Here is a 25760-nt window from a genome sequence, read left to right on the forward strand (position 1 = left end):
CACTATCTCCTATAAATCAGTCTATTGAATTACGCTTCACGCTTAGTTTGTCTCGTATTGATTCCGCGGAACCGGGATGCCAAGATTGCCGCGGAATGTCTCCGATTCATACTCCGTACGGAATAACCCTCTCTCTTGCAAAATAGGCACAACAAGGTCAACGAATTCATCAAATGCGCCTCCCTCACTTTCGCCGACAATAAAACCGTCTGCAGCTCCCGTCTCAAACCACTTCTGAATTTCATCTGCAACCTTCTCCGGCGTTCCAATGAACGGATGACGCGGGTGGGTCATATTTAATGCGACTTGACGGAGAGTCCAGCCCTTTTCTTTTGCTTCCTTCTTAAGCTGCTCCTTCCCGCCTTGAAATGCATTTTTGCCGATATCTCCAATGTCAGGGAACGGCTCATCCAACGGAAACTGCGAGAAATCGAAATGATCATAGAAGCGTCCCAAATAATTCAAGGTATCCTCTGGGCTGAGCAGATCTCCGATCGCTTGAAATTTGGCATCCGCTTCTTCTTGTGTTTTTCCCAAGACGGGCTGAATGCTTGGCAGAATAGCAAGCGAATGGGGGTCTCTACCGGCTTCCGACGCCCTTTTCTTTAAATCCTGATAATAATCCCTGGCTCTCTCAATCGATACGAGGTTTGTGAAAATGCAGTCGGCATGGGTGGAAGCGAATTTACGGCCGATAGGCGATGTTCCCGCTTGGAAGATTACCGGATGCCCTTGACGGGATCTCGAAATATTCAAGGGGCCCCGCACTGAAAAATATTTGCCTTGGTGATTCAGCGTATGCAGCTTGGCGGGATCGAAAAAGACCCCTTTTTCCTTGTCGCCGACAAAGGCATCGTCCTCCCAGGAATCCCACAGCCCTTTCACAACCTGAAGATATTCTTCAGCTATATGATAGCGATCATCATGTTCCGGGTGCGCCTTGCCATAATTCAGCGCAGATCCTTCTAGCGGAGAAGTTACAACATTCCAGCCGGCGCGGCCTTTACTAATCTGGTCGAGGGAAGCCAACTGCCTGGCTATCGTATAAGGCTCACTATAGGAGGTGGAAATGGTTGCAACAAGTCCTGTGTGCTTAGTTACTGCTGCCAAGGCGGATAAAATCGTAAGCGGCTCAAAACGGTTAAGAAAATGGGGTAATGACTTTTCATTAATAAATAAGCCGTCCGCGACAAAAAGCAGATCAAACTTTCCCGACTCCGCCTTCTGTGCTTGACGGATGTAATGATCAATATCTACGCTCGCTCTAAGATTCGCTTGAGGTCTGCGCCATGCTGCCTGATTGGCTCCAACTCCGGTTAACCCCAATCCCAGTCTTAATTGTCTATTCGTTGTCATTTCGTTACTCCTCCATCAACATGATGTACGATACCGGCGGACAGCCACTCATAGGTCTGCATCCTTTGCTCCAGCGCATGTGCGGTTGGCAAAATCATTACTTCATCAACGTTATGAAGCTGGCTTATGGCTTCGATTTTAATTAACACGGTCTCTTTCGTTCCATAAATAATGCTCGCAGGCACGGCATTAATTCTAAAAGGCTCCTTAGCCTGTTCCCCCAGCTTTTGCGCAAGCTCTAATGAATAGATGGAGAGTGTTTTCCCGCTTTCAAAAATCACCTTATAGTTCACATGTTCCTCTGCCTGACGCTCAGCTTCTTCCTCCGACTCTGCAAAAAGAACCGATACGGCCAAAATCAGCTCGGGCCTTCTGCCCTTAGAAGCATTGAACTTGGACCGATACACGGCTAAGGAATTCTGAAGCAGCTCAGCATCTCCATTAATGAAATGCGCATAAACATATGGAATCCCTTGTTCAGCAGCCAGCTTAGCACTGGACTCCCCAGTTCCGAGCATATACAGTGCAGCCGGGATGGATGGAACTGGCTCCGCTCGAAGCCCATCATCGTCTTGCGAACGTAAATATTGATCCAGCTGCTCTACTTTCTCTGTAAAGGAAATAGATTCAGATATGACAGCCGCTTGCAAGGCTCGCGTTGAAAGCGGCAATCCGCCCGGTCCTCTGCCAATTCCAAGATCTACTCTGCCGGGAGCCAAAACAGACAATAGATTAAAATTTTCTGCGACCTTATAGGGACTGTAGTGCTGGAGCATCACGCCGCCGGAGCCGATGCGTATCCGTCTGGTTTGTGCAGTCAAATGAGAGATCAGCACCTCGGGAGAAGAACCTACAAGTATGTCCGAACCGTGATGCTCTGCAACCCAAAAGCGGTGAAATCCTAATTCATCGGCCCGTTGAGCCAGTTTAACCGTGTTCAATATACCAAGGACGGAATCCTCGCCCTTCATGACAGGACTTCGGTCCAGCACACTTAATTTGACAGGCATCCTTTCACCTCATGTTTGCGACTTATATCAATTTCTTCTCAAGAATGACCGAATCCCCGTGTTCCCCTATTTCATGAACGACGTCATAGCCGCGTCTTTTGTACATGTCAACAAGCCAAGGATGGTGAATGGAAGTAGCCAGCGTAACCGCAGCGGCTTGCCGCTCGTTGCGAATAATGTCCTCTACGCCATCCAGCAGCCTCCCGCCAACCCCTTGTCCGCCATAAGCCGGGTCGGTTGCAAACCACCAAATAAAAGGAAGCTCAAACGGGTAATCGATGACTTTTTTTACCGACTCGGCTTGAACCACCGACACTGTGGAGACTATGACATCATGAATGGTAAATACTTAACATAGGTTGTTTGTAATATTGTTATTGACCATCTCTAAATCTGCTGATGCAGCAGGGAATTGCAGCCCAAGTTCACGAATCGATTCGTACGCCCGATGCGTTAATTCCAGCAGTCTGGGAGCGTCGGAAAGCGATGCGATACGGATACCCTCTTGCATATAACAACACCCTCGTTTCTATTATCCGCATAAGTATAATCGGATTTAATGCGACATGAGTGTAACTGAATCAGTTTCATCCAAGACATAAAAAAAAGAAACCTCCCTCGTTACCTTGGATTGTTTCCGTTTATACGGTCAACATGAATATGCAATTCAATGGATGAAACTGGCTTTTACTAACTCTCGCTAAAACTACTATAGTTACATCCAGATCATTTGTCAATTAGCAAACTTCTATCAAATGCAGTCTCCCGTTTACTAAGGAGGACATGCTGAATAGCCCTGTACTCCACAGGAGGCCACAAGGCTAATTATGCTTGTCCATTTCGGACGAATTGCCAATTATCCCTGACTATTGAACCGTATCCAATAACAAATCGGCAATGGTTGACCGGGACAAGCTCGTTCTCATTGCCTGTTCTGCTGCATGATAATACGGCTCCAATGAAGTCTGAATGTTTCCGCCAATCGGACAAAATTGGTTTGGCGTGCTGTGATGGTACTCAAACAGCTGCTTCTGCTCGACCGCCTCGTAAACATCCAAAAATGTAATTTCATCCGATTTTTTCCCCAAACACCAGCCCGATCCCGTTCCATACTTCACTTGGACGAGTCCCGAAGCCGATAAGCTTGATAATATTCTGCGTATAAATACGGGATTCGTGTTTACACTTTTTGCAATAAAATCCGAAGTCAAATAAGTACCGCTTCGTGTGGAACTATAGGCTAAAAGGGTCAATATATGGAGTGCAACTGTATACCGGCTTACTACTGCCATCTTACTGCTCCTCGCTATTATGAACTGTTCTTCCAACCAATATAGCATACAATTTAGAGATCAACTATACGTTGAATGAACTGTAATCCAAACAAAGCTCTAATGATAGGAGCAGCTGTCCGGCCGCTGGCGGAACGAAAAAAAATGGCGCCGATAGCGAATCGGCGCCATTCCTGTTGCTTATTTAGGCTGAGGCATTAGCCACGCATGGTCCGGATCATTCCAAAACTTCCATGTGCGCGTTGGTCCTGCCATCACATTCAAATAATACACATCATAGCCAGGGGGCGCTGATACCGGGTGATATCCTTTCGGAACGAGAACAACCTCACCATTATGAACAGCAAGCGTTTCATTTAAGGAGCGGTCGTCCGTGTACACTCGTTGTATGGCAAAGCCTTGCTCAGGCTGAACCTGATAGTAGTAGGTTTCTTCCAGGAAGGATTCTTCCGGCAGCGCGTCGCGGTCATGCTTATGCGGAGGGAAGCTCGACCAGTGGCCGCCCGGTGTAAAGACCTCGACGACCAGCAGACTGTCAGCCGGCTCCGACTCTGGCAAAATATTATGAATAAGGCGCTCTGTCGAGCCTTCGCCTCGCATTTCTACCCCAACATGCCCAGGCGCGATTAGACGCGCGGCATGAGCAGTGCCGCCTGGCGCCCAGCATACTGCAATATGAAGCTCGGTTGCTGCTGTTACGGTAAAACGGTCTTTGCCGGGAACATACACCGAGTACGGCGGTATTTTCTCAAATATGCTCATCCGCTCGCCGATATTGTCCCAAGCTTCATGCGCCGTCTTGATATCGGCTCTTCCGCTAAGCAAGACGAGACAGGCTTCGCGATCCGACGTTTGCCGGGTTAAGCTCTGGCCTGGCTTTAAGCGGTATACCTCAAAGCCGACATACGTCCAGCCAGCGGATGCAGGCGTAACTTCAAGCAGCTTCCCTTCATGATCCGGCGCCGCCGCCGGTGTTACGATTAACGAACTCATAGCTATCGCCCCGTTTCTGCTGGATTGTGCCTTTCGGTTTACCAGCGTGTTGTAATCATCTTTTTGCGGGTATAGAACTCTACGCCGTCCGTTCCGTTGGCATGAAGATCGCCATAGAACGACTTTTTCCAGCCCGAGAACGGGAAAAAGGCCATCGGTGCCGGAACGCCCAGGTTGACGCCAAGCATACCGGCATCTATATTTTCGCGGAATTGTCTAACGCTTGCCCCGCTGCTTGTAAAGATGCAAGCACCGTTTGCAAATTCAGAACGGTTCGAGACTTCAATAGCCTCCTCCAACGTTGCAGCACGCACTATAGACAAGACCGGCGCAAAAATCTCATCCTGCCAAATCGACATCTCGCAGGTCACGTTGTCAAAGATCGTTGGACCTACAAAGTAGCCTGCTCCGTCTGCCGCTTCATCTGAACGGCCGTCGCGAAGCAGCTCGGCACCTTCGCTCTCGCCGGCTGCGATGTATCGAAGCGTACGATCCTTATGCGAATCACGAATAACCGGGCCAAGGAATACTTTTTCATGCATGCCGTTGCCGATCGTAATTGCATTTGCAGCCGCAAGCAGTTTATCGATCAGCACATCCGCTGCAGCTCCAACGGTTACGACAACCGAACAAGCCATGCAGCGCTCGCCGGCTGAACCAAATGCAGCACTAATAATTTGTTTGACAGCTCCGTCCATATCGGCATCAGGCATAACGATGGAATGGTTTTTGGCGCCTGCCAGAGCTTGTACCCGTTTCCCGCTAGCCGAAGCTTTGGTATACACATACTCCGCTACCGGCTGCGAGCCGACAAAGGAAATCGCCTTCACATCCTGATGCTCCAATAGTCCGTTGACAACGTCATGCGCGCCATGCACGATATTCAGAACGCCGTCTGGAAGACCGGCTTGCTGGAACAGCTCTGCCAAACGATTAGCCAGCAGCGGCGTACGCTCAGAAGGCTTTAACACAAATGTATTGCCGCAGGCTATCGCAAGCGGGAACATCCAGCATGGAACCATCATCGGGAAGTTAAACGGCGTGATGCCGCCAATAACGCCGATTGGATAACGATACATGCCTGACTCCAGATTAGTAGCAATATCCGGCAGCTGCTTGCCCATCATCAGGGATGGCGCGCCCGCGGCAAATTCCACGCACTCGATTCCGCGCTGCACTTCCCCGTAAGCCTCTTCATAGCTTTTACCGTTTTCGAGTGTTATCAGCTTGGCTAGCTCACTCCAGTTGTCTACTAGAAGCTGCTGGTATTTAAATAATACACGCGCTCTGCGAGGAACCGCTGTCTTGCTCCAAGATCCAAACGCCGCTTTAGCGCTGGCTACTGCCGCATCAACATCTTCACGTGATGAAAGCGGCGTATACGCCAGCAGTTCTTCTGTTGCCGGGTTATATACAGGCTCTGCAGCCTCAGCAGCGGAAGCTGTCCATACCCCGCCAATAAAATTGCGGAGCGTTACAGGTTTATTGTCCTGAGTCATTGCTATATCTCTCCTTAAATTTAAGCTCTTCCTGCGGCTTCTATATAGGCATCCACCTGCTGGCGGGTCGGCATGGCGTCAGAGCAGCTATGGCTGGAAATAACAATCGATGCTGCCGCACTGCCGAACGACATGCTCCGGCTGATCGGCCATCCTTGCATTAAGCCGTAAATAAAGCCTGCTGCATACGAGTCGCCTGCTCCGAACGTTTTTACGACTTTAGCCGGGAAAATTTCACTGGTATGGCTGCCGCCGTCTTTGTCATAAGCGATCGAGCCATCCTTGCCGTGCTTAATAATGACGATTTCGGCATGGCAGTCAAACCACTGCTTTGCTGTAAACTCATCGCTATGCTCACTGTTGTTGCTGAATTTCTCCAGCATATCGAACTCTTCTCGCGTCCCGATAATCATATCGCTTTTCTCCGCAGCAAGATTATAGTAAACCGCTGTTTCATCCGCAGATGTCCATGTATAAGGACGATAGTCGATATCAAGTACGACCTTGGTGCCATGCTTGCGGGCATACTGCAAGGCAAGCATGACCGCTTCGCGCGAAGGGCTTTTTGCTAGCGCGGTTCCGGATACAAGCAACACCTTGCTGTTCGCAATGAGCGTCTCGTTCACTTCGGCAGGAGCTAGAAGCAAATCGGCGGCATTATCGCGATACATCAGAATACTGCAGTCCTCCGGGCTTTTGATTTCAGTGAACGCAAGACCGGTTACAGCACCCGTATAGTCCGTACTAATGCCTGTGGTATCGATACCAGAATTCTGCAAATAAGACTGAATGAAGCGTCCCATTTGATCATCCGCCAGCTTGCCGATGAAGCTTGTTTTCATGCCAAGACGAGCCATACCAATACAAATATTAGCGGGAGATCCGCCCACATATTTCGTAAAGGTAACCGTATCCTCCATCGGACGATTAATTTCGTTCGCGTTCAAATCGATACACAAGCGGCCAATGGCTGTAAAATCCAGCGGCCGGTCTGCTGCAAATGCAATAGAATCCATTATGGCATGTCCCTTCTTTCTTCAAGACAGTTAGAGGCTTACCACTTTAGCCTCTGATTTTTAGTAGGGTCTAGCTTCTTTAAGATCTGATTTCATCTGTTCATGAGCCTGCGTTACTTTATCGCTGACCGATACCTCCGGCACGCCGACATGCCACCACGATTCATAGCCGCCTGTATTCGTACCCGGCAGCACTTTCACTTCAATGAGCACTGGCCCGTTCTCCGCTTTGGCTAAGGCAAGCGATTGTTCCAGCTCCTCTGCGTTAACAGCCTTATAAGCTGCTGCGCCCAAGCTCCGCGCATGTGCGGCAAAGTCAATTGGCATATAAGCTCCGCTTAGCTTGCCAGTCGATGGGGAACGGAAACGGAACTCATTGCCGAAGCCTTCGCTGCCATGGCCGCGCTGAAGATTATGAATACACTGGAAGCCATGATTGTCGAATAAGACAACCGTCATTTTGACTCCTTCTTGGATAGCTGTAACAAGCTCGGAATGCAGCATTAAATAGCTTCCGTCACCGACCATCGCATATACTTCGCGGTCAGGCTCTGCCAATGCTGTGCCAAAAGCACCGCTTACCTCATAGCCCATGCACGAGAAGCCATACTCCATATGATAGGTTTTAGACTGAGTCACTCGCCATACGCGGTGCAGATCACCCGGCAGGCTTCCGGCAGCCGCGACAATAACATCCTTCTCGCCAAGGAAGCGGTTAACAATGCCAAGCGCCTTCGTTTGTGTAAAGCCTTCATCGCTTTCCAGCGCATACAAACGGTCTACCTCGGCATCCCATTCCGACTTTAACGCCTTCAGCTCGCCATCTTTGTACGAAGCCTTATAGCCGATTTCCTGCAATGCCGCTTGAAGTACGGGCAGTGCCAGCCGGGCATCTGCAACAACCGCTGTTCCCTCCAGCTTCACCGCATCAAAGGCGCTCACGTTAAGATTAAGAAAAGAGACCGACGGATTGCGGAAGGCCGATTTGGAAGCGGTTGTGAAATCCGATAGCCGCGTCCCAACCGCGATGATCAGATCCGCTTCCGCAGCGAGCCGGTTGGCGGCAAGCGTTCCTGTTGTACCTACACCGCCAGCCGCTAACGGATGATTCCATGGCATGGCGCTTTTTCCGGCCTGCGTTTCCGCCACCGGTATTTGAAGAGCTTCGGCAAATGCATGCAGCTCATTGACCGCCTCCGCATAATGAACGCCGCCGCCCGCAATGATAAGCGGACGCTTCTTGCCTGCTGCAAGTGCTGCAGCGCGGGCAATCGCTTCCGCTGCTGCCGGTCTGCGGTCCATATAATGAACGCGTCTGTCGAAGAAAACAGCCGGATAATCATAAGCTTCTGCCTGTACATCCTGCGGCAAAGCAAGCGTAACAGCGCCAGTGTCGACCGGATCGGTTAATACCCGCATCGCTTGCAGCAAGGATGCCATCAGCTGCTCCGGACGAACGATCCGGTCCCAGTAACGGCTTACCGCTTTAAAGGAGTCATTCGCCGAAATCGTATAATCATTCGGAATTTCCATCTGTTGAAGAACAGGGTCCGGCTGGCGTGATGCAAAATGATCTCCGGGCAGCAGCAATACCGGTATACGGTTGACCGTTGCTGTCGCCGCCCCAGTGACCATATTCAGCGCACCCGGACCAATTGATGTCGTGCAAGCATAAATTTGCTTGCGGTTTTTCTGCTTGGCGAAGGCAGTGGCGGCATGCACCATCCCCTGCTCATTTTTCCCTTGGATAAAAGCAAGACTACCCGGCTGGCGCTCCAGCGCTTCCCCGATGCCAGTCACGTTACCGTGGCCAAAAATGCCCATGACGCCCGCAACAAATTTGGTTTCAATACCATCAACGGACAAATACTGCTGATCCAAAAACTTCAACAACGCTTGTGCCATCGTTAAACGAATCGTTTCCATTGCCATACCTCCCCCATGTAGATTAGTCGGCCAAGGCAAGACAGGCTGCTCCAACGAACAGCCGACTGACGCCTTGGCCGATTTCTCCAAGATTAGCCTCCCAGTCGAACCAGGAACGTTTTGATCTCATAAGGCTTAAGCTCAAATACAGGAGCGGACAACACACTATCCGCTAGCGCCTTTTCCATCAAATCGCATTCCTGAATGGACGAGATGCCATAATCGCTTCCAAGCTCCACCTGCGTTCTCACGCCGGCAAATTCATGCACGCGCAAGACCAGCATATCGCTGTCCTCCGCCTTTTTAACCGCATCCACCATCACATTAGAAGCAGATAGCGTAAACAAGGAAACTGGCGCTTGCGCATATTCCGCTTTGCTAATTGTCAGCGGATTGTTCAGCGCCCATGCTTCTTGCACCGTTCCGCCGGCATACCAGTCGCCGCTGTGCGGATACAAGGAATAGATAAACGAATGCTCACCGATATCTGCATTTGGATCCGGATGAATCGCAGATTTGATCAGCGACAAACGAATGACGTTATCCTTAATGTCATAGCCGTATTTGCAATCATTCAGCAGGCTGACGCCATAACCGCGCTCGGACAGATCCGCCCATTGGTGGCCTACCGTTTCAAACCGCGCCCAATCCCAGCTTGTATTCCAATGAGTTGGACGTTTGACGTTGCCATATTGAATATCATAGGTTGCTTCGGTTGAACGAACGTCCACAGGGAACGCAACCTTTAACAGCTGCTGATGCTCCTGCCAATTGATTTCTGTCTTAAAGTCGATTCTGCGGCTGTCCGCATAAATCGTCATATATTGCGTAATCAATGAGCTCGCATAACGCCATTTGAACAATACCGTAGCAGCCAGCGGGCCGTTCTCTGTCAGTTCTACAGAGATCAGATCCGTTACTTCACGCATTTTTTCCTGATAAAAGATATCTACATCCCATGCATCGAAATGAAGCGGCTTATCTTCAAACACTTGAAGCACGTTGCCGCGAGCACTCTCTGCCAAGACGGAACGGTTGTGATCCAGGTCGAAAATACGAACGAGCTGGCCGTTCTCGTTCCATTCCAGCTCATAGTGCGGCGTCACCAGCTGGCGGCCTTCCAGTCGGAATGGCGACTCTGTTTCTGCTCTAGAGCTTTCAGCAGCTTGGAATTGAATACCCGCCATCCCAAGCGCAGGCACCAACGGCGCTTTAACGAGCCAGCGGCCATCCGAATATTGCGCGTCCAGCTCTTGGCCTTCTGCATTATACCAAGCGCCATCAGCTTTGCCTTCAATAACGATAAGATCCTCGCGCAGCCAAGATGAGCTGTTCAGTACCGTCATTTGCCCGCCAGCTGCCTGAGCTCCACCAAGTGCGCTTGCCGCATTAGCCCAAGCTTGATCGGCCAGCTGCTGTGCTTCTGCATATTCAAGGCGGCTATCCTCATAAACCTCAGCAATCGATGTGCCCGGAATGATGTCGTGGAACTGATTGCGAAGAATAATGACCCAGCCGCGATTAATGTCTTCCTGCGGATAGCTGCTCCAATCCTTGCGGACGGTTGCCGACAGCGCATGCAGCCATTCTGTTTCACGGTAAAGCAGCTCCAGCTTGCGGTTCATCTTTTTGTTGTACGCTTGGCTTGTGTACGTTCCGCGATGATACTCCAAGTAGAGCTCGCCGTCCCACACATGAACATAACGATCGGTTTCTTCCACCGTAGTTACCAAGCGCTTAAAGTAGTCGTCCGCTCTGCCCGTCTTCACATTAGGAAGCCCTGGCATATCCTCCAGCCGACGGCGCATTTCCAGCATCTCGCGGTTTACACCGCCGCCCCCGTCACCATAACCATAGGACAATAACAGCTCCTGGTTGACCTCTTTATCCTGATAGGCATCCCAGGCTCCTTTTACCGTCAGCGGAGAAATCAATCCGTTATACGTATAGAAGAAGGAATTGGCTTCTTCCCAGTCATCTGGCGTCGTAATGAAATGCGTAACGACCTCGGAGCCGTCAATACCGCGCCACTTAAACGTATCATGCGGCATGCGGTTAATTTGGTTCCAACTGATCTTGGTCGTCATAAAGGCGTCAAAGCCTGATTTGCGCAAAATTTGCGGAAGCGCCCAGCTGTAGCCGAATACGTCCGGAAGCCACAAATAGGTGCTTTCTACGCCAAACTCATCGCGCATAAACCGTGTACCGAACAGAAATTGACGGACGAGCGATTCTCCGGAGGTCAAGTTGCAATCCGCCTCCAGCCACATGCCGCCGCCAATCTCCCAGCGGCCCTCGCGAACCCGTTCTTGAATTTGCGCGTACAGCTCTGGATAATCCTCTTTAATATAAGCGTACAGCTGAGGCTGCGTTTGCAGGAACACGTAATCTGGAAAACGTTCCATTAGGCGCAATACCGTCGAGAAGGAGCGTGCGCATTTCTCGCGCGTATGCTTAAGACGCCATAGCCAAGCTACGTCAATATGGGTATGTCCGATTGTAGTAACCGTAACGGGATGATTTTTCTCGATTTCATTCAGCTCGGCATGAAGCTGCTCGCGGGCCGCATATACGGATTCGCAATAAGCCTCGGAGCCTGGCACGGCCCAATCAATAAGCAGAAACGCACGGTCAAGAGCCTTGAGCAGCCGCATACGGTCAGGGCTGTTCGGGTCCAGCACTTCGATCGTCTCCAGCACGGCGCGGCCTGTATAATACAAATCGTCGATCTTCTCATCCAGCCAGCAAAGCTCGGCCACATTTATCGTATGCTTCTGGTCGCGGGGTACTCCGCCGCCTTCAAGACCGGACCACAGGCGAATATCCATCCTCCCTGTTGTTCCTGCCGCATTCTCGGGAAGAAAAACCTCCTGATGGTTGGAATCGACGCCTTGATAAGGCGTTCCATTCCAATACAACAGCGACTCAAAGCCGCTGTTATTCCCTCCGCCGGTCTCGCCAAAATCAAAACGGCCCATGATCGCTTTGCCCGCCCATGCCGCAGGTATCTCTGCGTTAGCAGTCAGCCACAAATAACGGTCACGGCCAACCCAGCTTTCGCCTGTCATAAGCTTCGAAGAAGAGGCTGCAGCAGGCGGTCTGCCGCCGATCGCACCCGCTTCATCTTCAGCAGCCCAGAAGCTCTCCAGCTTGATAACGTCTCTATAGCGAGTATTGCTCAGCTCTTCAAGCCTTGCCTTCAACTTTTTTTCTGTAAATAACATTGGCTCTTACCCTCCTAAAATCCTAAATAACGTGCTGCTTACAGCTGTTTCTCTAACTTCAGCAGATTTTCCAGACTAAGCGCCAAGCTGTCCAGCGGGCTGCCCGGGCAATAGTCCTGTTCGACCGCAAACCATTCAACACCATTAGCCAGTCCCCAACGCAGGATAGGTACGAAATCGATAAGACCTGTTCCGATTTCTGCAAAATACTCTCTGCCATCGCTCGTCATATCTTTCAAATGCAGAATAGGCATCCGTCCTGCATAGTTGCTAATGAAGGTTAAGGGATCAAGTCCGCCCTTCCGGACCCAATACGTATCAATTTCCGGATAAACAGCCGGATCCTCGAGCAAATATTCAAGCGCATATTTTCCATCAAGCTTAGTGTGAAATTCGAAATCATGATTGTGATAGCCCGGACGGAAGCCCGTCCCCTTTACCCGTTCAGCTACGCTTAACAGATCACGGCGTACACTTGCATAGCCCTCTGGCGTCTGCAGACCGTCCGGAAGCGAGTGGCAAATAAAATCTTTAGTCTGGAATAGACGGCCTTCCTCCAGCACGGCTTCCAGATCATTATTCATTCGTTCAAGGCCGACATGCATGCCTGCTGTTCGGAGCCCCAGCTCATTCATTATGGCGGCTATGTCCTTTGCCGGATTGCCGTGCAGGCCGTCGATTTGAACGGCGGTCCAGCCCATTTTATGCAGCTCGCGCAATACGCCTTCAAAGTCCTGCTTCAGTTCCTTGCGAACGGTAGACAGCTGCGCTGCCAATTGATGTCTGATTCCCATGCTTACAGCTCCTCTCTGATCAAATCAAGCCATTCTACCTCTTGAGGCGTCAATTCCAGATTCATAGCCTCAATCGAAGACTGCAGCTCTACTTGACTGCGAGGACCAATAATCGCATAAGTAGGGAACGGCTGATTCAGTACGTAGGACAAGGCAACCTGAATCGGCGTTATCCCTTTCGCCTCCGCAAGTTGAACGGAACGGCTATATCGTTCCCAGTTATTGTCGTTGTAATAAACACGAACCATTTCCTCATCGGTCCGGTTGTCCGGCGTAAAGTGGCCGGAGAAGAAGCCGCCCGCTTGCGCCGACCAGGACAGCAGCGGCAGCTGATTGCCGGCATGCCACTGGCAAGTGCTCAAGTCTGCGGATACACATCCCTCCCAGCGAGGCTCGTTAGGCTTGGCTAGACTAAGATTAGGGCTGTTAAAGGTAAAACCCGTCAAGCCGCGGGCAGCAGCATAATCATTAGCTTCCTGAATCCGCTGATGGCTCCAGTTCGAGGCGCCAATTACGCGAATGCGTCCGGCAGCCAGATGCTCATTAAGCTCCTCGATAACCGGACCCACTGGCGCAGCCGGGTCATCACGGTGCAAGGCGTACAGATCCACATAGGAAGTGCCTAGACGCTCAAGGCTTTCCGTCAAATCCTTGCGGATGGCTTCCGGGTTCACGCGCGCGCCCGGACTTCCGTCATCATGATGAGCGCCCTTTGACAAAATAACGACCTTTTCCCGCAGGTTATGTTCAGCAAGCCATTGTCCAAGCACCTGCTCCCTGCCGCGATATTGATGAGCAGTATCAAATACGTTGCCGCCCGCTTCAATATAGGCAGCCAGCATCTGGCGCTGCGGCTCCTCCAATTTCTTTAAGTCGCCTGTACCCATTACTAACCGGGAGAGAGGCTTGTCTACACCTGGAATATGCAATTGCTTCATTATGAACTCCTCCTTTGATGTCTCGCCAATCGCAGGCGCCGCTATTTATTGCTCATCCTCGCTGAAGATCGGACGAATAGTCAGCTCGAAAGCAAAGGCTTGATCCTTTAATTGATATTCGGGCAGCAGCTCGGGACCACAAGAGTTCGACCCTGCTCCGCTCATCTTGTAATCCAAATGAATAATCGTTTCTTTGCGCGCCTTCAGCTCACAAGTATGCATCGCTGCAGTGAGATCCTCCGGCGTGAAATGGGAAGCGTTGAATGAAAAAGGATCTGCAGCTCCAAATCGCAGGCCCATGCCTTGACTATTTGCTGCAATCGCCCACTTCGTTCCATAGCGAGAGCCGTTTTCTTGCGGCATGACATAGTTTTCGAACATGTCATTTACCGTCATATGAAACCGGCCCTGCCGTACATATTGACGCTTATCGATATAACTCTCATCCGGACCTAGTCCTTCATACTCGATCTGCTCCATTCCTTGCGGCAGTACAAGCTGAAGTCCAAAGCGCGGAAGGAAAGGCTGGTCCTCGGCAATCTTGATTTCGGTCTTCATCGCCATTTCACCGGTTGCGGAAATCTTCCATACCGCTTTGCCATGAAGAAGAACAAACTTGCCAACCGCTCCCATCGAGAAGGAGCTTTCTACATGGATAGAGCCGTCAGCCTGCTGATTCCAATCTGTACGGTACGTTTTCATTACCGCCCGGTCATACCCGGCATCCTGCCACTTATCCCTGATTTGCATATCGTTATCTATAGGCGCCCGCCAAATCTTGTATTGTGCCGGAGCCGACAGCATCGCAACGCCATTGCGCTCGATTGACTGCAGCATGCCGGTTGCAAGATTAAACGAATAGCAGAAGTCAAAGCCTTCCACCTGCAATAATTGTCCCTGTTCGGCCGCATGCAGCGGGTGCTTCGGACGGAACACAGCTTTCTGCGGTGCCGTCTGCGGAACTGGAAGCTCAAATTGAGCGAAGGCAAGCTCATAGCCGCTCTCTGCCCACGATGTCTCTTCTTTAAGCTTGAAGGACAACGTAAGCAAGTTTACATCTCTATCCGCTTGTTTCAGCTGATATGGAATCGATACCTTATCCGCGCAGTGAGGCGCGATGTTTGGCGCAGTCATACGGCCTTGTTGAATAACGCTGCCATGCGATTCTACTTTCCAATAAAGCTCCAAATGAGATAAATCAACAAAGTCATAGCGGTTCTCCAGCTCAAAGACGCCTTGTTGAAGATCAAGTACCTTCACGCCAACAGGAGCCATCACATACTTTAGCTCCAGCAAGCCGGTATGCGGTTTGCGGTCAGGTGATACCAATCCATCGATGCAAAAATGCTTATCGTTCGGACTGTCGCCAAAGTCTCCGCCGTAAGCATAATAAGGTGAGCCGTCTTCCGCATGCTGCAAGATGCCGTGGTCGCACCATTCCCATACGCATCCGCCAATCAGCTTCGGATGCCGGTAGAAGGCCTCCCAATACTCGCGAAGATCGCCTGGCCCTTGCCCCATAGCATGACTGTACTCGCACATGAACAACGGCTTGCTATTGTTCTCATCTGTAGCATAAGCTACGATGTCTGGAACAGAGGTATACATGCGGCTCTCGACATCCAGGCAAGCTGTATCCGTCAATCCTTCATTAATAGGCGCTGCGCCCTCATAATGAATCGGAATCGAGCCGTCACGCTCTCTCGTCCATTCCGCCATGGCAATATGGTTGGCACCATACCCGGACTCATTCCCGAGCGACCACATCACGACGCAAGGGTGGTTTTTGTCCCGCTCCACGACCCGCATGATGCGGTCCAAGTATGCTTCACGCCACTCCGGACTAGCCGACAAGCGGTGAACACTCTTCTGGTTCCAATCGGGACCAGCAATCCCCATACCGTGTGTCTCCAGATCCGCTTCATCAATCACATAAAATCCGTATTCGTCGCACAGCTCCATAAACCGGGAAGCATTCGGATAATGCGCGGTACGAATCGTATTAATATTGTGCTGCTTCATCAGTACAAGGTCCTGAATCATATGCTTAACCGGTATCGTCTGCCCAAGCTCCGGATGGGAATCATGACGGTTCACACCCTTAAGCTTGATCGATTGGCCATTAACGAAAAACTGGCCGTCCGCCACCTTTATTTCACGGAAGCCAACCGGAAATCTCAATACTTCTTCCCCGCTCGTCAGATAGAGCTGGTACAAATAAGGCTGTTCCGCATTCCACAGCTTTGGCTGCTCTAATTCAAAGGTGAGCGTTCCCTTGCCCTTGCCGTCAATGACCGCATTAGCTGAAGCAACCGTGCGGCCTTCAGCATCCTTGAGCTCACCTGCAACAGCCGTTGATCCGGTCGTCTCGATTTCCGTTGTGAGGACTGCTTTGGCATAGCCCTCTTCGAAGGTTTGACGGTTAAAGACGTCCCGAACATGTACTCTATCACGAGCAAGCAAATAGACATCACGGAAAATCCCTGTATAACGCCATGCATCCTGATCCTCCAGGTAAGAGCCGTCGCACCATTTCAATACGAGAACAGCCATCCGGTTTTTCCCCGGGCGAAGCTGAGATGAGATATTAAATTCAGCAGGAATACGACTTCCTTGGCTGTAACCGGCAAACTCTCCGTTTACCCACAAATAAAAGCAGGAGTTCACGCCTTCGAATACGACATACTTCTCTTTCGCTTCCCAATCATCGGCGATATTAAATTCCCGTACATAGGTTCCTGCCGGATTGCTGGCTGGAACAAATGGCGGGTCCACGTTAAACGGATAGTTCAGATTCGTATAGTGACGCTGGTCATAGCCCTGCATCTGCCAGCAGGAGGGAACGATCAGATCATCCCACAGCTGTGTATTCGTATGTTCCCCATAGAAACCGGCCGGAACATCCGCAATGCTGCTATAATATTGAAATTTCCAAGCCCCGTTCAACAGCTGATAGTAAGGGGAATAACCGCGTTTACCCGAGCTTGCGCCTTCCATCTCGCCATAAGGAATGTAATGAGCTCTGGCTGCCTCTCGATTCACTTGCAAGACGTCTAAGTTTTCCCAATAACGATTGAGGTTCAACACCCGTTATCCGCTCCTTTCAGGTTCAGGCAATCAACTAGTTAAAATAGCCCTTCATCATCAATCTGTGAATCCATTCCGCGAACAAGCTGTTTGCCCATGCAAACCACGGTCTTGTATAGTTGGCAGGTTCATCAGGATCGAAGCCCTCATGCATATAGCCAGTACCTGCATCCGTCCGTTTAAAAGTGTCCAGCAATTCTTTAATTTCCGCATCATCCTCGGAGGTGAGGCCCTGCATAGCAAGACTAATAGGCCATATATAGCCTTTTGGCGTATGCGGACTGCCGATGCCTCGCGCATATTCGCCGATATGATAATAAGGATTATCTGTACTGAGCAAAAATTGCCGCGTGTTTCTATAGATCGGATCATTAGCATCCGTATACCCGAGATAAGGGATAGACAGCAGACTAGGCACATTGGCATCATCCATCAGATTATAATTGCCGAATCCGTCCGTCTCGTAAGCGTAAATACGCCCGTACTTCGGATGAAGAACCGTTCCGTAATTTTGAATACCGAAATCGATCTCCTCGCGCAGTTCCTCAGCCAAAGCAGCAAATGCTTTATCACTCCATACATCATTGGCTATTTCCACTAGATAACGCAGTACGACAACAGCAAACATATTGGATGGAATCAAGTAGCCAAAGGTGCAAGCGTCGTCGCTTGGCCGGAACCCGGACCAGGTCATCCCGGTATAATTAACCGGCATTCCCATCCGATTGTTGCGCAGCGTATCGCTTGGCGGACAATTCTCACGGGCAAACCGGTAAGGAGATTGCTCGAAGTGGCGCTGCTCGACCTTCCAAAGCTTAATGATGATACTTGCAGCCTCACGGAACTTATCCGTAAATACTTCCTTGCGTCCTGTCGCCTTCCAATAGAGATAAGCAAGCTGTATCGGATAGCACAGCGAATCAATTTCATACTTGCGCTCCCAGATCCAAGGCGTCAGCTCCGTCAAATCCTCATCGTAACGATTGCTGTTCGGCTCTACATTAAAGGCATTTGCATAAGGATCGATATGAATATAATCAACTTGACGTTTGATCAGTCCCTCGACAATTCCTTGAAGCTCCTGATCCTCCGCTGCAAGCGGCAAGTAATGTCTGACCTGCGCCACCGAATCACGCAGCCACATTGCAGGTATATCACCAGTAATGACGAACGTTGTACCGTCCTGCAATTCAGATGTTGTCGTCTCTAGTGTATTCGGATAACAGTTTCTAAACAGCTGGAGCAGCTTTGGCTCATGGGCCAGCTTCTCGTTCGCTTCTTCCAATAAAGCAATTACTGAGCCCGGGAGTTGCATGCGTGATCCGCTCCTTTATCCGCTTGCTGCTGTGCAATGAATTGCTGCAAATCCGCCCCGTCAATCAAGCCTGTGCTTCCGCCAAACGCTGACACTGATTTTGCACCGCAAGCATTTCCGAGAATAAGACTGCTTGGCACATCCTTCCCGGTCAGAAAGCCCATCAAATAGCCGGCGTTAAAGCAATCCCCTGCTCCGGTTGTATCGATGGATTCCACACGGAACGCAGCTTGATGCGTAATAACGCCGTCTTTAATCGCTGCAGAGCCTTGCTCTCCCAGCTTGATCGCAACATTGCCGCAATATTGGGACATATAACGCAAGCTTTCATTTATATCCTCAAGACCTGTGTAATGAAAGGCCTCGGTTTCATTCATTAAGAACACATCGGTATAAGTCATAAACTCAAAGATGCCTTTATACCATTCTCCTGTATCATCCCAGCCGACATCACAGGATATCGTCATCCCTCTTGCTTTCAGTTCCTTGGCCATTTTAATATAAGCCTCATGATTGCTTTTGCCCTTGTATCCCGTAATATGAGCATGCCTGCCTTGGGCAATTTGCTCATAATCGAGTTCATTCATGCGCAGCTCAGCAGTCGTACCGGCGTAACTAATAAAGGAACGGTCCTTTTCGGGATTAAAGGCAATCGAGATGCCTGTCTGATTCGATTCACTCGTTTTTACCATTCTGGTATCGATACCATATTTTAAGAAATGTTCCCGAACATAACGTCCGTAAACATCATCTCCAAGAATACCGTTAAACGCCACACGCAGACCAAGCTTAGCTAGCGCCAGGGAAAAAATAGCTGCCCCTCCTCCAACGTTCAGCAACACATGGTCCACATAAACCTCCTGACCTGGCAGCGGTATTTCATTTGCTCCTACAACCGCCAGATCGACATTGGCATCCCCAATAACTACCGCATCGAAAATTTTAACCATTCTGTCTCCCTCTTCCAGTCCACATTTATGTCTGCGATTGCACGCCAATCGGTCTGCAGCTTTCACGCACGACCAGCTTATGCTCAAATATAACGTCATGATTAGCGATATTCTGCTCGCCTGAAATTAGCTTCAGCAGAACATTGACGGTTTCTTTCCCCATCTCCTGAATCGGCTGCTCCATTGAAGTCAAGCGCGGGCGCACCAGTTCAGTTAATTGGCTGCCGTCAAAGCCCATCAAAGAAATATCATCAGGCACCTTTAAACCATGATCATGAATACAGTTCATTGCCCCAAGCGCCATATCATCACTGACCGCGAACACTGCGGTTGGACGCTGTTCACACGCAAGCAACTGCTTCATAATCTCATAGCCGCTAGGCGTTTTATAATCTCCAAAGTGAATATATTCCTTAACAACTTCAATATTATGATCCCTGAGAGCCTGAATATAACCGGCATAACGGTTCTGCCCGGAGGTCACGTCCCGCATATCCCCGCCTATAAAGGCTATTTGCTTATGCCCAAGCTCAATCAGATGACAGGCTGCATCATAAGCGGCATGAAAATCATCAATAATGACAGAAATAAAAGGCTGTTCAACCGGCTTTACGCTGGAAAAAATAATCGGAACCCCAAGCTTGCCAATCAGCTCGCGCGTCTCGTCATTCAGCTTTTCGTGCATAATAATAATGCCTTCCACGCGCATCTCCTTAAATACCTGCAAATATTTATATTCCTTGTCTTCGTCCTCCATAATGTTGCATACAACAAGGTTATAGTCATTTAAGCTCGTATACCGTTCTATGCTGCTAAGAATCGAGGAGTAAAAGCTTGACGTTATATCCGGTACAATAACCCCGATCAAATTGGTTTTGTTACGAACTAAACTGCGGGCAATATGGCTGGGTGAATAACCAAGCTCATCAATTGCCTTTCTGACTCTGTCCTTCAAGTCGTCCTTCACATACTTTTCACCATTCAACACTCTTGACACAGTCGTTACAGAAACACCCGCACGTTTAGCAACATCCTTAATTTTCGGTGCCATGATTACCATCCTACCTTCCGTATAACGTTTTAGCTTTTTACCGCCCCCTCCATAATTCCTGCAATGAACTGACGGCTGACAATTAAGAAAAATATAATCAATGGAATGGTAGCAAGCATCGTGCCTGTCATTACCATTGAGTAATCAGATGTATGAGCAGCCTTCAACTGCTGAAGAGCAAGCACCATCGTAAATTTAGATGAATCAGTCAATACGATCAGAGGCCACAAATAGTCCTCCCACACGCCTACGAATGTAGTAATAGCCAAGAAGGCGAGCGCAGGGCGCAATACCGGCAATGCTACATGCCAATATTGACCGAACTTGTTGCATCCGTCAATTCTAGCCGCCTCTAGCAAGTCATCATAGATAGCCAGTGCATACTGTCTAATCCAAAAAATACCAAACGCTGTTGCAATGCTCGGGATAATCAATGCTACATAGCTTCCAAGCCAGCCTAAATTTTTCATAATAATAAATTGAGGCACTAGAAGCATTTGACTCGGAAGAATCATCGTACCAATCATAATATAAAACAGAATCTTTGAACCAGGAAATTTGAATTTAGCGAAAGTAAAACCCGTAAGCGAGTTGAAAAACAATTGAAGGGTTGTGCTCACAACTGCAATAAATACGGTATTCAAAAAGGCTCTGTAAAAATTCATGTTCTGCATGACATTGTCATAGTTAGTCCAGAAATAACTGCCGAAGGTCAGTTTGGGCGGAAAGGCGAACATTGCACTGGTTTCGTTTGTTGACATGACTACAAGCCAATAAAACGGAAACACAGAAATAATAACTCCAACTATTAACAAGGTGTAAAAAAATGCTTTCTTCGATAAAGTTTCAACACTCATATGCTGTTCACCTCTTTTTACTAATCCTCCGACTTGTTAAAGAACTTCCAGTTAATAAACGAGAAAAGACCAATAATGATAAACAAAATCCACGACACGGATGCGGCATAACCGAAATGCTGATATTTAAAGCCTTCACGGAACAGGTACAAAACAACAGTATCCGAGCCCGGATATGGCGATTGAGGACCAGCTAACACCTGCGGTTCCGTAAAGATCTGAAATCCGCCGATTGTCGACATCATAATCGTGAACAAAATAATCGGTCTAAGAACGGGAAGCGTAATTTTCGTAAATTGCTGAAACAAAGTGGCGCCATCCAGCTCTGCTGCCTCGTAGTAATCCTTCGGGATTTTTTGCAGGCCAGACAGATAAATAATGGCGTTGTAGCCCATATAACGCCAGCCAATCATTAAAGCAATGACCGTCTGTACGCCCAGCTCTGAGTTAAACCAAGCGACTTTATTCAAGCCAAGCTCTGTCAGCAAATAGTTCATCAGGCCAAATTCATTGCCGAAAAACGATTGGAAAATGATTACGACAGCTACCATCGCTGTAATATTAGGCAAGAAGAAAGCGATCCGAAAGAAGCTTTTAAACTTAACGAGCTGCAGATTAATAATAAAAGCGATGGCTAACGAAATGATCAGCATCGGACCGTTGCTAAGCAGCCATAAAATAATATTGTTTTGAAGAGCCTTCCAAAACACCGGGTCATTAAACAGATAGACGAAATTGTCTAAACCAACATATTTCATTTCCCCGATTCCATCCCAGCTTTGTGTAGCTAAGTACATGGAAAAGAAAATCGGGAATACGGAAAAACATAAAAACAAGATGTAAAACGGAGAAATAAACAGATATAACGTTCTGCTTTTATAAATCTCCTTTAAGAGTCCTCCCATGTTTATTCCTCCACTAGTAGGATGTACAGGGAAAGCTAAGGCGCTCTCCCTGTGTTGTAACGATTTAACGATTAACGTGAAAGCTGGCGTTTAACTTTCGTTTGGGCTTCTTCCCATGCCTTGTTAGAATCCTTTTTCATGGTGTCTACTTGGGTCAAGCCTTCAACAATCGTATTCAGAACCATGATGTCTTGCGGATTGGTCGGCGCAACTTGCACATCCTTAGCCGCTTCACTAAACACTTCATTCAAGTTTTGTCCGCCGAAGAAATCATTTTTGCTTTCCATTTCCGGCAGGTTATAAATTCCCGGTGTGGACGGGTAATTGCCGAATTCCTTATAGGCTTGAACCAGGTTATCAGGGCTTACCAGGAACTTGATCACTTCATAAGCTTCTTTTGGATGCTTCGTATGCTTCAATGCGCCTAAGAAAGAGCCCCCTTGGTTGCCAACTCCGCCCGGAGGATAAGCAATTCCCCATTTACCCTTTGTATCCGGTGCAGCGCTGACCAAATCGCCAACGCTCCACGAAGCGCCGTTAAAGGAGTTAATTTTGTTCGCATTGATTGCTGCATTTTTCTCCGTATCACTCGTGAACGGGAAGGTCAGTCCGTCTTGGAACGCTTTAACCGAAAGATCCCAAGCGCGTTTCACATCCCCTTGGTCACCAATATATTTCCCGTCTTTATCAAAGAAGTTTTCTGCGCTTTGACCAACAATCGATCTGAAGATATCCGCGATATTACCGGTTTGGCTGCCGGTTTTATCCTTTACTTTCTTCAGCAATTCAAAGTAATCTTCCCAGCTCTTCACTTGCTCGTGAAGCTCTTGAGGCGTGCTCGCTACACCGGCTTGCTTAAACAAATCTGTGCGGTAGAACAGTACGACCGGTGCTACGTCAATCGGAAGCCCGATTAAATAGCTATTTTCTTGATCTGCAGCCAGCTTCCATTTCCAGTCCAAGTATTGGGATTCAATGTCACGGGCGCCCTGGTCATACAAATTCACGAATTGATCTTTGTACTGCAGCATGGAGGAAACCCAGCTGTCCATCGCTACAATGTCCGGGCCATTACCGCCGCCAGCAAGTGTCGTTCTTAGCTTTGTCAGATAATCATCGCCGGATGGAAGCTTTTCGGCTTCCAAATTGATATTTGGAAACTTTTCTTTTGCCGCTTGAAGCGATGCATCAGAAAAAGCGCCGTTCCAGTACCATAGCTTAAGCGTAACTTTTCCATTATCGCCTTTGTTTTCGTTATCTGTTTTAGAAGTGTTTTGAGAGCAAGCTGAAATGACAAGTGCAAGGCATAGTGCCAATAAAATACTGGAATAGGCTTTCATTTTCATTGGTATATTCCCCCTATTTAGTAACGATCATTTGCTTAGCTTGTTAATGATTCCATCCTTCATTTTCTTCACATTCATTTATTTATCTTTTGCATCACCTCCTTCAGTCATACAACCTTTCATTCGGCACTTGACTGGAACCGATACCATATTTGAGACCATTAGTATGGTATCGATTCCAGAAATGATTCTGGCCATTCGATCTGGTATCGATTCCATATTGTTATCAAACTTTACGATGAAGTATAATTTTAATCCCTCATTTGCTTCCCTTGGTTTTCTCTGGTATCGATTCCACATTCACTGCAAACGCTAACATATAAACCGCTTTCATCTTGTGATCATATTATATACGCCCCTTTTTACTTTTACAAGTGCCTTTTTATTAAAAATCTTTTGTTCTTGAAGTTCCATTTAAACTTGTATTGCCGTCGTCTTCTCGAAGCCGTATTTACATGACGAGAACGGTACCGATGTTCAACCACTGTTATTTCTACCTATTCTTGAATATCAGTCATGCATCAACTATAATTCTAATTGATAATAATTATCATTCACAATATAAGTTGGAGGTGTCCTTATGAACAATAATAAGAGCAGACCGATAACCAGGATGCCTGACTATACGTATTATTTTCCTGTTAAAATTCGCAGTTTACTGGACGCCTTCTCTATTGAAGGTCATTTGACAAGCCGTGAACATCCTTCTTTACTGGTCGTTATGGATGGCAGCTTACGACTTCGTGTGAATAAGCTTGAGCAGTCTTTAAAAGGCCATTCGGTATTGTTATGCGATAAAGGTTCCAGTCTTCAAATAATAGAGGAACAGGTACAACGGGCATTTCTCATTGAATACAGTTGTACAACACTGAATCATTCTGCTCCCAGGCCGCTGCCCAACAGTATATTGCCCCTTGCTGGCTCTTATCGTACGGCTATGCTGGCTCTAGGGTTGTATACCGCGTGGCAGTCGAGATCCGAGCAGCCTTTTCAAGCTCAGCGGCTGTTTCTTGAACTTATTGAACAGCTTCTGCTTGAATTGGAGAAAGCCGTCTGCCAGGGAAGTGATTGGCTTCGCAGCGTGCTAAGCCATATCCATTTGCATTATCGCGAAGAGCTTACACGAGAGCAGCTTGCCGCGCTAGGAAGCATTAGCCCGGAGCATTTCTCCCGGACTTTTCATAAACAGATTGGCAGCACCTTCAGCTCTTATATGAACACGCTGCGCATTAGGGAAGTCCAGCAACAACTGTTAACTGGAAATCCAAGTAATTTGCATGATCTAGCTCTGAAGGTTGGTTACAAAGACGGCTATTATTTAAGCCGCAAATTTAAGCAAGTAGTAGGGATCTCCCCCACTACATTCCTTCGCAAGCCAAAACGCATTTTGTCGACAAATTACAACTATACCGCGATGCTGCTTACCTTACAAACCCAGCCGATTCTGGGTGCTTACTCCGCATTTGTGCAAACGCAATATTCAAGTACACCAAACGATCAGGGACAAGAGCTTGGGTGGGATGGGAACTACGGCAGCTATGAACAGGTACAGACGCTGATGCCGGATGTCGTCATTGGCTTCGAGAAGTTGTCCGAGGACATGAAGCTGAGAAGCATTGCCCCCGTAGTTGCCTTGCCGTTCATGAGACTCGATTGGCGAGAGCAGTTTCGTCAAATTGCAGAAATCGCCGGAAAGCAGCAGCAGGCAGAGCATCTGCTTGAGCAGTATAATCTGCAAGTGAAGCTTGCCAATATTCAACTGGATAAGGCACTCGGCGGCCGCGGAAGCCTTATTATATGGGAAATACAAGAGAATACGGCCTATGCGTTTGGCAATCGTTATGGCCGCGGCGGGCATGTGCTATATGATGATCTTGGTTTTGAGATGCCTGATCTCTTAATCCAAAAAGGAATACGTACAAGCGGTTATATCGAAGTGCCTCTGGATGAGATTTGCAATTATCCCGCAGATTATATCGTGCTCTTGGATTCGCCCTATTCTCCGCAGACAGAACGGCTATTTGATTTACCAGACTGGCTTGCTATGGAGGCCGTTAAGCAGCATCGTGTTGTGATTCTGAAGCATGCCGATCTCTTCTATGGATTTGACCCTCAATCCACCTTGCAGCAACTGAAACTATTAATGGCCAGTTTCATATCATAAAATGCCATCCTTCCATATCATTTTATGACATGGCGAT

The 25760-nt window shown here is 48.5% G+C and carries 20 protein-coding genes; 1 reads left to right on the forward strand and 19 read right to left on the reverse strand.

Going from position 1 to position 25760, the window contains the following annotated elements; translation table 11 throughout:
* Window positions 1-42: 42 nt before the first annotated feature.
* The 19 genes from ACFVVF_RS09505 to ACFVVF_RS09595 form a co-directional block, all read right to left on the reverse strand.
* Entirely contained in the window at window positions 43-1356 is a 1314-nt protein-coding gene (locus ACFVVF_RS09505) for an LLM class flavin-dependent oxidoreductase (protein ID WP_387807622.1), read from the reverse strand.
* The gene (locus tag ACFVVF_RS09510; protein WP_387807624.1) at window positions 1353-2366 is read right to left on the reverse strand and encodes an MsnO8 family LLM class oxidoreductase; all 1014 of its coding nucleotides are present in this window, start codon (window positions 2364-2366) and stop codon (window positions 1353-1355) included. The genes ACFVVF_RS09505 and ACFVVF_RS09510 overlap by 4 nt, the downstream gene beginning before the upstream one ends.
* Before the next feature lie 22 nt (window positions 2367-2388).
* The gene (locus ACFVVF_RS09515; RefSeq protein WP_387807627.1) at window positions 2389-2682 is read right to left on the reverse strand and encodes a GNAT family N-acetyltransferase; all 294 of its coding nucleotides are present in this window, start codon (window positions 2680-2682) and stop codon (window positions 2389-2391) included.
* Window positions 2683-2715: 33 nt separating this feature from the next.
* A complete protein-coding gene (locus tag ACFVVF_RS09520) occupies window positions 2716-2877 on the reverse strand; it encodes a hypothetical protein (RefSeq protein WP_387807630.1) in 162 nt (53 codons plus the stop codon).
* Window positions 2878-3232: 355 nt separating this feature from the next.
* Window positions 3233-3658 (reverse strand): Rrf2 family transcriptional regulator, encoded by a 426-nt coding sequence (locus tag ACFVVF_RS09525; RefSeq protein ID WP_387807633.1) that lies wholly within the window; start codon window positions 3656-3658, stop codon window positions 3233-3235.
* A gap of 180 nt (window positions 3659-3838) precedes the next feature.
* Complete coding sequence (gene iolB, locus ACFVVF_RS09530; RefSeq protein WP_387807635.1) at window positions 3839-4651, reverse strand: 5-deoxy-glucuronate isomerase; 813 nt, start codon at window positions 4649-4651, stop codon at window positions 3839-3841.
* A gap of 38 nt (window positions 4652-4689) precedes the next feature.
* Complete coding sequence (locus ACFVVF_RS09535) at window positions 4690-6150, reverse strand: CoA-acylating methylmalonate-semialdehyde dehydrogenase (protein ID WP_387807638.1); 1461 nt, start codon at window positions 6148-6150, stop codon at window positions 4690-4692.
* Window positions 6151-6170: 20 nt separating this feature from the next.
* Entirely contained in the window at window positions 6171-7166 is a 996-nt protein-coding gene (gene iolC, locus ACFVVF_RS09540; RefSeq protein WP_387807641.1) for a 5-dehydro-2-deoxygluconokinase, read from the reverse strand.
* Between the two features lie 60 nt (window positions 7167-7226).
* Window positions 7227-9092 carry a 3D-(3,5/4)-trihydroxycyclohexane-1,2-dione acylhydrolase (decyclizing) gene (gene iolD, locus ACFVVF_RS09545; protein ID WP_387807644.1) on the reverse strand — a complete coding sequence of 622 codons (1866 nt, stop codon included), beginning with the start codon at window positions 9090-9092 and terminating at the stop codon, window positions 7227-7229.
* A 92-nt stretch (window positions 9093-9184) separates the two neighbouring features.
* Complete coding sequence (locus ACFVVF_RS09550; protein ID WP_387807647.1) at window positions 9185-12316, reverse strand: alpha-mannosidase; 3132 nt, start codon at window positions 12314-12316, stop codon at window positions 9185-9187.
* A gap of 38 nt (window positions 12317-12354) precedes the next feature.
* Window positions 12355-13110 carry a sugar phosphate isomerase/epimerase family protein gene (locus ACFVVF_RS09555; protein WP_387807649.1) on the reverse strand — a complete coding sequence of 252 codons (756 nt, stop codon included), beginning with the start codon at window positions 13108-13110 and terminating at the stop codon, window positions 12355-12357.
* 2 nt (window positions 13111-13112) lie between these two features.
* On the reverse strand, window positions 13113-14048 hold the full coding sequence (locus ACFVVF_RS09560; RefSeq protein ID WP_387807651.1) for an aldo/keto reductase: 936 nt from the start codon (window positions 14046-14048) through the stop codon (window positions 13113-13115).
* Between the two features lie 45 nt (window positions 14049-14093).
* Window positions 14094-17135, reverse strand: a complete 3042-nt coding sequence (locus ACFVVF_RS09565) for a glycoside hydrolase family 2 TIM barrel-domain containing protein (RefSeq protein ID WP_387807654.1) — start codon at window positions 17133-17135, stop codon at window positions 14094-14096.
* A gap of 34 nt (window positions 17136-17169) precedes the next feature.
* Window positions 17170-18450: a glycoside hydrolase family 125 protein gene (locus tag ACFVVF_RS09570; protein ID WP_387807656.1), complete on the reverse strand. Its 1281-nt coding sequence runs from the start codon at window positions 18448-18450 to the stop codon at window positions 17170-17172.
* Window positions 18429-19400 carry a carbohydrate kinase family protein gene (locus tag ACFVVF_RS09575; RefSeq protein WP_387807659.1) on the reverse strand — a complete coding sequence of 324 codons (972 nt, stop codon included), beginning with the start codon at window positions 19398-19400 and terminating at the stop codon, window positions 18429-18431. Before ACFVVF_RS09575 ends, ACFVVF_RS09570 begins: the two co-directional genes overlap by 22 nt.
* Before the next feature lie 25 nt (window positions 19401-19425).
* The gene (locus tag ACFVVF_RS09580) at window positions 19426-20451 is read right to left on the reverse strand and encodes a LacI family DNA-binding transcriptional regulator (RefSeq protein ID WP_387807662.1); all 1026 of its coding nucleotides are present in this window, start codon (window positions 20449-20451) and stop codon (window positions 19426-19428) included.
* A 29-nt stretch (window positions 20452-20480) separates the two neighbouring features.
* The gene (locus tag ACFVVF_RS09585) at window positions 20481-21308 is read right to left on the reverse strand and encodes a carbohydrate ABC transporter permease (protein WP_387807665.1); all 828 of its coding nucleotides are present in this window, start codon (window positions 21306-21308) and stop codon (window positions 20481-20483) included.
* A 20-nt stretch (window positions 21309-21328) separates the two neighbouring features.
* Entirely contained in the window at window positions 21329-22213 is an 885-nt protein-coding gene (locus ACFVVF_RS09590; protein ID WP_387807667.1) for a carbohydrate ABC transporter permease, read from the reverse strand.
* A 71-nt stretch (window positions 22214-22284) separates the two neighbouring features.
* Window positions 22285-23559 (reverse strand): ABC transporter substrate-binding protein, encoded by a 1275-nt coding sequence (locus ACFVVF_RS09595; RefSeq protein WP_387807669.1) that lies wholly within the window; start codon window positions 23557-23559, stop codon window positions 22285-22287.
* 580 nt (window positions 23560-24139) lie between these two features.
* Between ACFVVF_RS09595 and ACFVVF_RS09600 the strand changes: the two genes are divergently transcribed.
* Window positions 24140-25723 (forward strand): ABC transporter substrate-binding protein, encoded by a 1584-nt coding sequence (locus ACFVVF_RS09600; protein WP_387807672.1) that lies wholly within the window; start codon window positions 24140-24142, stop codon window positions 25721-25723.
* The last annotated feature ends 37 nt before the right edge of the window (window positions 25724-25760 follow it).

The sequence above is a fragment of the Paenibacillus sp. NPDC058174 genome (genome assembly GCF_042883865.1).
In the GTDB taxonomy this organism is placed as follows: domain Bacteria; phylum Bacillota; class Bacilli; order Paenibacillales; family Paenibacillaceae; genus Pristimantibacillus.